Here is an 11,433-nt window from a genome sequence, read left to right as displayed (position 1 = left end):
CCTGTTCAGGTTGAATGCCGTAGTAACACTCATCCCAGCAGGACCACGAGTCCTCTGCTAGCTACAACACGAACCTATTTCCCCGGGAACCTTGAAGAGCCGCGAACCCGTCGAGCACGAGAGCCGCAACTCCCCAAATCAGAAGCACCCAGCGCTTCCGGGACGCGGCACGCCGCCGGAGCAAAAACCGCAGCACCAGCCACAGGCTCACCAGCTCAGCGAGGAGCAGGGCCAGGGCCACCGCCCAGCTGTAGCGCTGCAGCCAGTCCTCGAACACAACTGCGGGCACAGGGGACTGCCCGTGCAGGATCCGCAGGACGTTGGTGTCGATGGCCTTGAGCCGCGACGGGGCAGCGGTGTCGTTGCCGTTGATGACCAGCGCGACGCCGAGGCGAGACTCCTGAACCAAAGCCAGATAGGTGTGGCTGTTGCCCCATTCGCCCTGATGCTCCAGCAGCAGCGGCAGGTCCGCCTCCGGGACTGGCGGCGCTGCGGGATCGGTGGACTCCACGAGCGGCCGGGTGAACCACCCCATGGCGTACCCCTTGGACCCGTCCACCTGCACCCCCGGCTCGAACATCGCCTCCACGCTCCCGGGCCGGAGGATGCGGGCATTGCCGTACCGTCCGCCGTCGAGCAGCGCGATCAGCTGGTGGCCGAGGTCCTCGGCCGAGGCGTACAGGGTGGACGACGGCATGCCGGTGGTGGGTGCGGGCACGCCGGTCTGGCGCCAGAAGGAGCCGAACCACAGCGAGTAGCCGGCGGCCGCCTTGTCCGCGCGGGCGGCAGCCTGCGTGGGATGCGTGTGCGTCATCTCCAGCGGTCCGAAGACGTGCTGCTCCAGGTACTCCCCGAAAGGCTGGCCGGAGACTGTCTGCACCAGGAGGCCCAGGATGTTGAAGTTGGCGCTGGCGTAGTGAAAGGCCTCGCCCGGTTCACCGGCCAGCGCGGAGCCCGACAGGGCGCGGACCCCTTCTTCGAGAGCCTCCGGGCCCTGCGCGTCTGAGGCTTCGAAGGCCGTGTCCTTGGATGACATGCCGCTGGCCTGGTGGAGCAGGTGACGGACCGTGATGGCTTGCGAGCGGCTGTCGTTCAGGGTGAACCAAGGCAGGTACGTCTGCACCGGCTCGTCCAGCCGCAGCCGGCCGGCCTCCACCTGCTGCATCACGGCGATGGCGGTGAGGGACTTGCTGGTGGAGGCCAGCAGCACCGGCGTCTGGGCGGTCATCGGGCGCCCGGAGTCGTCGGCGCGTCCAAATGTGGCGGAGTGCACCTGGACGCCGTCCCGGACGACGGCGATGGCGGCGCCCGGAATCCCGAGGATGTCCAGTTGCTCCCGGAGGAAGGTGTCCAGCGCGTCGTAGGTCTGCTCGGGGCTCGCGGGTCCTGTGGCCGGCGGGCCGGCAGGGGCCGGTGCCGGTGTGGTGGCGCCGCCGAGGATCCCCACGGTCAGGAAGCACATGAGGATACAGGGCGCTGACCAGGAAATAGCTCGCATGCCCGCACCTGCACTTCGGCTGACCGTCCCTTCACGGTATGGCCTGGCCAGGTGGAAAACAATGCATCCATGCAGTCGGGCGGCGGTTGCGGCAAGTGCACCCCTGTATCCTGACAATGCAGGTTGAATGGTTCCAGCGGCCATCAACCAAGCTCGGTTCGCGGCCGGATGACGGTCCGGAATCTTGGGCCGTCGCCTTCCACGTCGTGGAATCACCGCCGCAATCGTCAGTCGCCGATCGGCCCCCGGACTCTTGGAATGGATCTATATCACTACTGACTCGCCAGCTCCCGTGGGAATCCCGACGTCGGCCCTCCAGCCCCCGCGCGGAGCTGCGGTGGATGAGCCCGCCGTCGTGACCTGGGCCGAGGCGGGTGTCAGTATGACCGCGCGATGGCGTTCGGCGAACGGCAGACCAGCGCCGACGCGCGTCGAAGTGGTCTCCGACTCCCTCACGGCCGATGAAGCGAACCGGTTGGCGTCACAGGGGATCGCGATGCTCTGGCACGGCGACTTCCACAACGGGCGGCAGATCCTCAACGCCATGGACCGGCGGGTAGGTGCCGGAAAGAAGATCACAGGAACTCCGGCCGAAAAGTTCTATCGGCATCGCCAGTCCCGCTCGCATCGTGCACGCATTCTCGGCCTGCTGCTGATTCCTCTTGATCCGGGCCCTGTGGTGCCGCTGCGCCGCGCACCGGATATCCGGGAGGCCGCCGCTGAAGCGTACGGCGATATCCGCGAATCTTCCGTTGTGTCCCTGCATGAGCTTGTCGGGGCAATTGGCGCCCACGAGTGGCGACGGAACGGCGTCTACGTCGATGCCCTGCAGGGCCGCATCCACCCGCACTATGGCACGTTCTTCCCCACCCGGAGTGAGTATGTGGATCTCGTGGCCGCCGCGCCGCTGCCCTCGGACACGCTGGCGTTCGACGTCGGAACCGGCACCGGGGTGCTCGCTGCCGTCCTCGCGCGCAGCGGCGTCCACCGCGTGGTAGCGACGGACAATGAACCGCGTGCCATCGCCTGCGCCGGTGAGAATTTCCGGAACCTCGGTGTCCAGGACCGTGCTGAGGCCGTCCTGACCGACATGTTCCCGCCCGGACGGGCGCCGCTCGTTGTGTGCAACCCGCCCTGGATTCCAGCCACGCCGCATTCCACCCTGGACAATGCCGTCTACGACCCCGGCAGCAGGATGCTGTTCCGCTTCCTGAACGAACTCTCCGACCATCTGAAGCCGGGCGGTGAGGGCTGGCTTGTCCTGTCCGACCTAGCCGAGCACCTTGGCCTGCGGACCCGTGAGGATCTGCTGGCCGCCATCGACGCGGCTGGGCTGAAGGTGGTGGAACGGCTCGACACCAAGCCAACGCATCCTAAGGCATCGGACCGCGATGATCCTCTGTTCGAGGCGCGCACGGCCGAGGTCACGTCCCTGTGGCGGCTTGTTCCCCGGTAGTCACAAGCTTCGCCGCACGTGCGCCAGCCACCGGACAGAAGCAGGCTATGGATCTCCTTGGTCGAAGATCGGGTAGGGAGGTTCCAGCGCCGGGCGCCGAGGGGATCGGCGGCATCCGGAAACAGCCGCTACCTTGGCGCCATCACAGCCACGGTGATGATCGGCATCTTCTACGGGACCGGCGTTACCCAGGCCAATTGGGGAGTCATAGTGATCACCATGCTGGTGCTCGGCGCCGTCGCGTTCGGCGTGACGCTGCTGTGGCGGGAGCGGAAGTAGGTTTTCCGGCTGACCCGGATCGCGCTCTGCAAGGCTGGGTTAGCTGGCCTATGACATGGCCGGTACTTCGCCGGCATCCAAGGAGCCGCCGTCTGCCTCCGGCAGTGTCAGGGTGACGGTGGTCCCCCGTCCGGGGCTGCTGGCCAGGGCGATCGTCCCGCCATGGTTTTCGATGATGGTTTTGGTGATCGGCAGTCCCAGGCCTGCACCGGGAATGGCGGAGGCGTGTGCGCGTGCTGCGCGGAAGAATCGGGTGAAGGCCTGGGCCTGTTCTTCCTGGGTCATCCCGATGCCGGTATCGGCGACCTCGCATCTGATGTTGTCCCCGTCCCGGCGGGCTCGGACCGTGACGGCCCCGCCGTCGGGGCTGTATTTGATCGCGTTGGAGAGCAGGTTATCGATAACCTGCCCGATGCGGGCCGGATCGAACCGGCCGGTTACGGGTCCGGACGGTTCAAGGTGCAGGCTGATGCCCGCGGCACTGGCATGCGGAGTGGCGGATTCGATGCTGTGGCGGATCACTTTGGTCAAGTCTGCTGGCCGGGGGTTGATGGCCAGGGTATCCGAGGCGACTGAGAGCAGGTCGGTCACTAGATGCAGCAGCCGTTCGGCGTTGCGTTTGGCCACGACCAGATACTGGGCCAGGTCGGCGGGAAGGTCGGGGTGTTCGTCCTGGGCCAGGCCGAGGTAGCCCAGGATCGAGGTCAGGGGAGTCCTCAGCTCATGCGAGACACTGGCGACGAACTGGTCCTTGGCTGCAAGGGCTGTGACCAGCGCCGTCACGTCGGTAAAAGCCAGCACGGCGCCGGAACTCCGGCCGGTGCCGTCCTTGATCAGCCGAGACGTTGCGGAGAAGGCGCGTTGACCGGTGCCGGTGCCGGTGCCGGTCCAGATCAATTCGTCGGTGAACGCTTCGCCCCTGGCCGCTCGGCGCAGCGGGTGCCGGGCCGGCGGCAGTGGGCTGCTCCGGTCAACGCCGAACACCGGCACCTCCTCACTGCCGGGCGCCGGCGGGTTTTCGCTGAGGGTACCGGCGAGGTAGTGGCTTTGCTGCTTGTTCATGAGAATTTTCCGGCCCTGTTCATCGACCGCGCACACGCCGACACTGACGGTATCCATGATGGTGCCCAGCAACCGCTCGCGCTGTTCGCTGGCCGCGAGCAGTTCCTGCAGTTCCTTGTCCTGGTTTTCCAGCTGCAGCCGCTGACGCAGGACAGCATTGGAGACCACATGCGCGGTGAGGGAGATCACCCCGAGGATGACCGGGAGCAGTACGATCCGGATGAACGACGGCCCTGTGAAGCCCATTCCAAGGATCAGCGGCGGAAGGACCGCACTGAGAATCGTGGCCGATACCGCCATCACAACCCCGCTACGGTGGCGGCCGAGGGATAGCCAGACGACCGGGAAAACCAGCAGGAAACCCAGCACAGTGAGGTATTGATCCGCCGCTTCGCGGGAGAACCCGATGGCCAGGCAGTCCAGGACCGGAATGACTACCCAGGCGCGGGTCGGCAGCCGCCCCCACGGCACCAGCGCGCACGCGGCCAGAAGGACCAGATGGGCGCCCAGACTGTACAGGAATGGACCGGGCTGCAGGAGCCCGGGGCGAAATGCCTCCGCAAGGACGGTGACCAGCAGCATCGTCACCGACAGCGGCAACTGGAATATCACCATCCGACCCCTAAGGTCCAGGCTCCGGAAGTAGTTATCGAGCGAAAGGAGCGGCATCGCGTTACCCATTCGTGCTTCCTTTCAAATCTGTCCAGCCGTTTGTTTCCGCCGCCTGCAGTTCCGGGAGATTTCTGAATCCTACTGCCACCAGAGGCCCACTGGCATGACTGTGTCCGTATTAGCGGTGAGTGCTTCTGAACCCGACGACAGCACCCCTGGTTTATCAACCACAAGGGACCCCTTCGGCGCCCTATTTCCTCGGCGTATTGACACACAGATTTCGTCGGAATACTGTCTGCCTTAACGGGGCTTTCCGTCCCGTTCCTTGGGTATATTCGGCGCTGGAGTCTGGGCCGCTTCTGCTAGGCGAGGGTGCCAGCAAGGAGTTCTAAATGTCTTGGGAAATGACCGGAAAGTATGTCGCCAACTGCAATTGCCAGCTGATTTGTCCGTGCCCGGTGGATGGTACGCCCACGGGATCGGATGGCGAGTGCCGCGGCGTGGCTGTGTTCCAAATCGCGAGTGGAAAACTCGATGACACCGATCTGTCGGGCATCGCCTTCGCCTTCTGCAACTGGTTCCCGTCGAACCTCTCGGCCGGCGGCTGGAAGGTGGGAGTCGTCCTTGACGACGGCGCATCGGCTGCGCAAGCCACTGCCTTGGAAAGCATCCTTCATGGTGAGGCCGGCGGCCCGTTCGCGGATTTTGCGGCGTTGTACGGAGAATGGCTGGGAGTGGAGCGCGCCAGCGTCACATTCTCGGACGGCGACACCCCGTCCGCGTCGGTTGCCGGGCGGGTGAGCTACACGTTCGAGGCCCTGCCGGGACCCGACGGTGGTGTCACCACCGTCAAGAACGCGATGTTCGGGTTCGCCCCGGAATTCCGGATCGGCAAAGCGCAGGTACACTCGGACCTCTTTGGCCTTGACTTCGACGGCGTCTACGGTGAGACCGCGGACTTCACGTTCGCCAGCGCGATGGCCGAAAACGCCCCCAAAGGCCGGGCATGAGCGCCGACAGCTGATGCTGCGCAGGAAGCAGTCCACAAGAGGCGGCGTTCGCCCGTCTGCGCGCGCCGCCGTTTCGCCTGCCACAGCGGCCGGTTCTACGGCAGCCGCGTCCCGGGTCGATCCGCGGGAGGCTGGCCTGATCGCGGTCCTGCTGATACTCGCCGCGGCGAGTTGGGTCTTCACGTCCACTCAGCTGAGCGGGATGGACATGGGTCGGTGGACTGAGCCGGGGCCGCTGGGATTCTTCGTCGCCACGTGGGTGGTGATGCTGGCGGCCATGATGTTCCCGTCCGTGGCACCCATGGTGGTCGCATATGGCCGGATTCAGAGCCACCGACGCAAGATGGCGCGGTATGCTCCGGCAGGATCCACCGCCGTTTTCGTGGCCGGATACCTGATCACGTGGACGGTCTTCGGCGTCGTGGCGTATTCGCTCTACATGTCAGTAGCGTCGCTGGCTCCCGGGCTCTTCGCCGCGGATCAAGGCGGCCGGTACCTGGCGGCCGGGGTGATTATGGCGGCGGCGGCCTATCAGCTCACGCCCGCCAAGAACGTCAGCCTGATGAAATGCCGGACACCCATGGACTTCATCCTGCACCGCATGCGCCCCGGATACCGTGGCGCGCTGCGCATGGGAGTTGAGCACGGGGCGTGGTGCGTCGCATGCTGCTGGGCGCTGATGGTGGCGCTGTTTGCGCTCGGTGTGATGAGCATCGGCTGGATGGCGCTGATTGGGGCCTTCATTGCAGGAGAGAAGATGCTCCCGTGGAAGCGGCTCGCCAACCGCTCGGTTGCGGTGGCACTGGCCGTGATTGCGCTCGGAGTTGCCCTCACGCCAGCGGCGTTGGTCGGGATGGGGATGTAAAACGGGGGGTTCTTGAATGGTCTCATGTACTAGAGGAGTCGGAAATGTCTGACGGGACTGGACTGATCCAGCGGTTTTACAAGGAGATAATCGAGGGCGGAATTCTGTCCCTCATTGACGAGTTGGCGACGGATGACTACATCGATCACGAAGAGGCTCTTCCAGGGCAACCTCCCGGCAAGGACGGCGTCCGGTACTTCGTGAACGCGATCCGGACGGCGTTCCCCGATATTAAAGTCAAGTCAATGGAAGCGTCATTGGCTGACGGAAACATGGAGGCGTGCCACGTAATTCTCACGGGCACTCATCGTGGCGAGATGGCCGGCATGGCAGCAACCGGCAAAAGCGTCGAATTCGGCACCACCGACATTATTCGCGTCGAGGACGGCAAGGTGGCTGAGCATTGGGGAACCACGGACAACCTGAGCCTCATGCAGCAGCTCGGTGCCATCCCTACCTAGGGCTCATCTGACGGGCGTCCGCAATCGGGCCAACCCTCGAAGGGCCTTCCGCCGTCGTCCTAGCCGACGGCGGGAGGCCCCTTTGTGCGGCAGTGTCCGCATCGTCGACACCCGCTGGGACCCGCCGGTCACTCTCGGGGTGCGGCTGGTCAGCACTATTGCCGATTGCCTCCAGCACGTGGGGCAGGCCGCGTACGCCAAGGGCCTGAACCCCTGACTGATACTGCCGAGCTGCTGGTGTGAGATCCGCCGTCGTGGGCCAGACGGACGGCGCACCGGGGAGATGAAGTCATGGTGAAGATGTTGAACATTCCCCAATAACTGCAGGTCCGCGTAGTTGCAGCGCGTCAGCTACCAACAGTCACTCAGCCGCCACGAAAGGCCTACCAAACATGGGCCCGAGAACGGGCCATCCGGTTTCGTCCCGGCCGAAGCTACGCGTCAGCATCAGGTGTCGGCCGTCCTTTACAGCCACAACGACCACTAAGGCTTCGTCACGATCGGCCCTGATGTGTTCACTGCGTGAAACGATGTGCTTATGGAGATTCCAGGGACGTTGGACGCGCATCGCCTTGGCGACGAACATCCTTCCGAAGCGGACATCGATCTGTACCGCGTGCTCAGCGCTGACATCTCAGCCGGCGTCGCCGTGGTTTCTACATTGCTGCACAAGCGCGACTACGCAGCAACAGTGACTGCTTTTCTCTCCGTCTCCTATGATCCGCCTACGATGCTTGTCAGCCTCTACGCGGGCTCACGCATTGGCGAAGCAATTGCCACGAGGGGTACGTGGGCGTTGAGTCTGTTGCGCAGCAAGCATCAAGGCGCAGCGGATTGGCTGGCCAGTCAAGGGACCCCCGTTGAGGGCCTGCTGGCCCAGGTTCCCTACCGCCGCGGCCCGGCCACCGGATCGGTGATCCTCGATGGATCGATCGCGTACTTCGAGCTGCGAACGGTTGCAATCCATCCTGCGGCAACGCATCTGCTCATCGTCGGAGAGGTACTTGCGATGGGTAGTGACGCTCCAGCGGCGGAAGTACCGGACCCCCTCATACATTTTGCTTCTGCCTACCACCGGCTGGCGCCCTAGAAGTTACCCACAAAGGCGGCGAAGACCGCTGATCTCCCGGGTTACCACCTGCCCGCACACGGCACCCCGACCTGAATCAAAACCCACCATTGCCGGAGGCACAGCGGCACCTCAAGTGCCGGATGGGTCCAGTTCTGCCTCTTATGGCGGGTCTGTACCAACAATTATTTGTCGGCCTCTTGCGGCATTCACGTCGACGGGGCGGCAAACTAAGGAGACCCACCATGGGTTTGGGTGAGAAGATCCATAACGCTGCCGGGAAACTTCACGGCAAGGCAAAGAAGCAGCAGGCGATGCCACCGGCAACGACCGGCTGAAGCACCCCGGCTGGATCCTCAGGGCGTCATGGAATCCTTCGCCTGCAGGGCAGCGAGTGAGACACACCGGACTTCAGCCCGCCTCGACGGTGGTCAGACGTCGTTTTCGTGGTTAGCTCGCGGCTGGCAGTGCGTCAGGGATCCGGGGTTTCGTGTTTCCTGCGAACGTGAACTTGGCGTCGTCGCCTTCGCCGTCCACGTCCACTACAACGATGTCGCCGGCGTGGAGCTCGCCGAACAGGATCTTCTCGGAGAGCTGGTCCTCGATCTCGCGCTGGATGGTGCGGCGCAGCGGCCGGGCACCCATGGCCGGGTCGTACCCGCGGGTCGCCAGGAGCACCTTGGCCGCGGTGGTGAGCTCGATGCCCATGTCCTTGTCCTTGAGGCGCTTCTCCAGGCGGCCAACGAACATGTCCACGATCTCGATGATCTCGTCCTGGGTGAGCTGCGGGAACACCACAACGTCATCCACACGGTTCAGGAACTCCGGACGGAAGTGCTGCTTGAGCTCTTCCGTCACACGGGCGCGCATCCGGTTGTAGCCGGTCTGCGTGTCTGTGCCGGACTGGAAGCCGGTGGCCACGCTCTTGGAGATGTCCCGGGTGCCCAGGTTTGTGGTCATGATGATCACGGTGTTCTTGAAGTCCACCACCCGGCCATGGCTATCGGTCAGGCGGCCGTCTTCCAGGATCTGCAGGAGTGAGTTGAACAGGTCAGCGTGTGCCTTCTCCACCTCGTCGAACAGGACCACGGAGAACGGACGGCGCCGGACCTTTTCGGTCAGCTGGCCGCCCTCGTCGTAGCCGACGTAGCCAGGAGGGGCACCGAAGAGCCGCGAAACCGCGTGCTTCTCGGAGTACTCGGACATGTCCAGCGTGATGAGGGCGTCTTCCTCGCCGAACAGGAACTCAGCCAGGGCCTTGGCGAGCTCGGTCTTGCCGACGCCCGTGGGGCCGGCGAAGATGAACGAGCCGCCCGGACGCTTCGGGTCCTTCAGGCCTGCACGGGTACGGCGGATAGCCCGCGAAATCGACCTAACCGCCTCCTCCTGGCCCACCACGCGCTGGTGCAGCTCGTCTTCCATCCTCAGCAGACGGCTGGATTCCTCCTCGGTCAGCTTGAAGACCGGGATGCCGGTGGAGTTCGCCAGCACCTCGGCGATGAGTTCCTCATCAACTTCGGAGATGTCGTCCATGCCGCCGGTCTTCCAGTGGCGCTCCTTCTCTCTGCGCACCTCGACGAGCTTCTGCTCCTGGTCGCGGAGCGAAGCGGCACCCTCGTAGTCCTCCGCATCCAACGCGGACTCCTTCTCCAGCTTCACGGCGGCGATCCGCTCATCCATCGCCTTGAGCTCCGGCGGGGCGGTCATCCGGCGGATGCGCAACCGGGCACCGGCCTCATCGATCAGGTCGATCGCCTTGTCCGGCAGGAAGCGGTCCGAGATGTAACGCTCCGAGAGATTCGCCGCTGCGACCAGCGCGCCGTCGGTGATGGTGACCCGGTGGTGCGCCTCGTAGCGGTCGCGGAGGCCCTTGAGGATCTCGATCGCGTCGGCCACGGAGGGTTCCTTGATCTGGATCGGCTGGAAGCGGCGCTCAAGCGCGGCATCCTTCTCGATGTGCTTGCGGTACTCATCCAAGGTGGTGGCACCGATGGTCTGCAGCTCGCCGCGGGCCAGCAACGGCTTCAGGATCGAAGCCGCATCGATCGCACCCTCGGCCGCACCGGCACCCACAAGCGTGTGGATTTCGTCGATGAAGAGGATGATGTCGCCGCGGGTGCGGATTTCCTTCAGGACCTTCTTCAGGCGCTCTTCGAAGTCACCGCGGTACCGGGAGCCGGCCACGAGTGAACCGAGGTCCAGGGTGTACAGCTGCTTGTCCTTGATGGTTTCCGGGACGTCGCCGCGGACAATCGCCTGGGCGAGGCCTTCGACGACGGCGGTCTTGCCGACGCCGGGCTCACCGATCAGGACAGGGTTGTTCTTGGTGCGGCGCGACAGGACCTGCATAACGCGTTCCATCTCGGACTCGCGTCCGATCACCGGGTCCAGCTTGTTCTCGCGCGCAGCCTGGGTGAGGTTGCGGCCGAACTGGTCCAGGACCACGGAACCGGCGGGAGTGCCCTCGGGCTGGCCGGGGCCCGGGCCCTGGCCCTGGCCCTCGCCTGCGCCCATGGTCTCCTTGCCCTGGTAGCCCGAGAGCAGCTGGATAACCTGCTGGCGGACGCGGTTGAGGTCTGCGCCCAGCTTGACCAGCACCTGGGCGGCCACACCCTCACCCTCACGGACGAGGCCCAGCAGGATATGCTCCGTGCCGATGTAGTTGTGCCCCAGCTGCAGGGCCTCGCGCAGAGCCAGCTCCAGCACCTTCTTGGCCCGCGGGGTAAAGGGGATGTGGCCGGATGGGGCCTGCTGGCCCTGGCCGATGATCTCCTGCACCTGTTCGCGCACGCCGTCGAGCGAAATGCCCATGGACTCAAGAGCTTTGGCGGCAACGCCTTCACCTTCATGGATCAGACCCAAGAGGATGTGTTCGGTACCAATGTAATTGTGGTTCAGCATGCGTGCCTCTTCTTGGGCAAGCACAACTACGCGACGGGCACGGTCCGTAAATCGCTCAAACATTTTCGCCACACTCCTGGCTGCCGCCTATCTTGATCCTACGTCGCCGCGGGCCCTCATGGGGGGGACTTCGCCGAGAGGCAAGGTATTTGTGACTTCAGCGGTACGTGTCCTCTTTTTCGCAGCATTAGTTGTCCTGGCGCATCAACTGGTGACTTGA

Annotated in this window: 9 protein-coding genes and 1 pseudogene; 7 read left to right on the top strand and 3 right to left on the bottom strand. The window is 64.5% G+C overall.

Annotated features, from left to right (window positions below; translation table 11 throughout):
* Positions 1–61: 61 nt before the first annotated feature.
* Positions 62–1,498 carry a serine hydrolase domain-containing protein gene (locus ACX80M_RS18305; protein WP_459310119.1) on the bottom strand — a complete coding sequence of 479 codons (1,437 nt, stop codon included), beginning with the start codon at positions 1,496–1,498 and terminating at the stop codon, positions 62–64.
* Between the two features lie 382 nt (positions 1,499–1,880).
* Between ACX80M_RS18305 and ACX80M_RS18300 the strand changes: the two genes are divergently transcribed.
* Together ACX80M_RS18300 and ACX80M_RS18295 are read left to right on the top strand one after the other, a co-directional pair.
* Positions 1,881–2,954, top strand: a complete 1,074-nt coding sequence (locus ACX80M_RS18300) for a methyltransferase (RefSeq protein ID WP_252608908.1) — start codon at positions 1,881–1,883, stop codon at positions 2,952–2,954.
* 57 nt (positions 2,955–3,011) lie between these two features.
* The gene (locus ACX80M_RS18295) at positions 3,012–3,233 is read left to right on the top strand and encodes a hypothetical protein (RefSeq protein WP_252599286.1); all 222 of its coding nucleotides are present in this window, start codon (positions 3,012–3,014) and stop codon (positions 3,231–3,233) included.
* Between the two features lie 48 nt (positions 3,234–3,281).
* Here ACX80M_RS18295 and ACX80M_RS18290 read toward each other — a convergent pair whose 3' ends face one another.
* Positions 3,282–4,976: a PAS domain-containing sensor histidine kinase gene (locus tag ACX80M_RS18290; RefSeq protein ID WP_252608739.1), complete on the bottom strand. Its 1,695-nt coding sequence runs from the start codon at positions 4,974–4,976 to the stop codon at positions 3,282–3,284.
* Positions 4,977–5,299: 323 nt separating this feature from the next.
* Between ACX80M_RS18290 and ACX80M_RS18285 the strand changes: the two genes are divergently transcribed.
* The 5 genes and pseudogenes from ACX80M_RS18285 (at position 5,300) to ACX80M_RS18265 (ending at position 8,333) form a co-directional block, all read left to right on the top strand.
* Complete coding sequence (locus tag ACX80M_RS18285) at positions 5,300–5,917, top strand: DUF1326 domain-containing protein (RefSeq protein WP_252563703.1); 618 nt, start codon at positions 5,300–5,302, stop codon at positions 5,915–5,917.
* A gap of 13 nt (positions 5,918–5,930) precedes the next feature.
* A complete protein-coding gene (locus ACX80M_RS18280) occupies positions 5,931–6,782 on the top strand; it encodes a DUF2182 domain-containing protein (RefSeq protein WP_252608721.1) in 852 nt (283 codons plus the stop codon).
* 44 nt (positions 6,783–6,826) lie between these two features.
* The gene (locus ACX80M_RS18275; RefSeq protein ID WP_252608718.1) at positions 6,827–7,243 is read left to right on the top strand and encodes an ester cyclase; all 417 of its coding nucleotides are present in this window, start codon (positions 6,827–6,829) and stop codon (positions 7,241–7,243) included.
* Between the two features lie 97 nt (positions 7,244–7,340).
* Positions 7,341–7,460: pseudogene (locus ACX80M_RS18270) on the top strand (mycothiol transferase); the annotation flags it as partial.
* Between the two features lie 321 nt (positions 7,461–7,781).
* Positions 7,782–8,333 carry a flavin reductase family protein gene (locus ACX80M_RS18265; RefSeq protein ID WP_252573739.1) on the top strand — a complete coding sequence of 184 codons (552 nt, stop codon included), beginning with the start codon at positions 7,782–7,784 and terminating at the stop codon, positions 8,331–8,333.
* A gap of 429 nt (positions 8,334–8,762) precedes the next feature.
* Here ACX80M_RS18265 and ACX80M_RS18260 read toward each other — a convergent pair whose 3' ends face one another.
* Positions 8,763–11,276 (bottom strand): ATP-dependent Clp protease ATP-binding subunit, encoded by a 2,514-nt coding sequence (locus ACX80M_RS18260; protein WP_459310118.1) that lies wholly within the window; start codon positions 11,274–11,276, stop codon positions 8,763–8,765.
* Positions 11,277–11,433: the final 157 nt, after the last annotated feature.

The organism is Pseudarthrobacter sp. MDT1-22 (assembly GCF_054511035.1).
This window is presented reverse-complemented; position numbering and strand designations above follow the sequence as displayed.

Excerpts from the sequence above, each read along its gene's own strand:
- ACX80M_RS18305 (WP_459310119.1), bottom strand. The coding sequence starts at position 1,498 with ATGCGAGCTATTTCCTGGTCAGCGCCCTGTATCCTCATGTGCTTCCTG.
- ACX80M_RS18300 (WP_252608908.1), top strand. The coding sequence starts at position 1,881 with ATGACCGCGCGATGGCGTTCGGCGAACGGCAGACCAGCGCCGACGCGC.
- ACX80M_RS18290 (WP_252608739.1), bottom strand. The coding sequence starts at position 4,976 with ATGGGTAACGCGATGCCGCTCCTTTCGCTCGATAACTACTTCCGGAGC.
- ACX80M_RS18285 (WP_252563703.1), top strand. The coding sequence starts at position 5,300 with ATGTCTTGGGAAATGACCGGAAAGTATGTCGCCAACTGCAATTGCCAG.
- ACX80M_RS18280 (WP_252608721.1), top strand. The coding sequence starts at position 5,931 with ATGCTGCGCAGGAAGCAGTCCACAAGAGGCGGCGTTCGCCCGTCTGCG.
- ACX80M_RS18275 (WP_252608718.1), top strand. The coding sequence starts at position 6,827 with ATGTCTGACGGGACTGGACTGATCCAGCGGTTTTACAAGGAGATAATC.
- ACX80M_RS18265 (WP_252573739.1), top strand. The coding sequence starts at position 7,782 with ATGGAGATTCCAGGGACGTTGGACGCGCATCGCCTTGGCGACGAACAT.
- ACX80M_RS18260 (WP_459310118.1), bottom strand. The coding sequence starts at position 11,276 with ATGTTTGAGCGATTTACGGACCGTGCCCGTCGCGTAGTTGTGCTTGCC.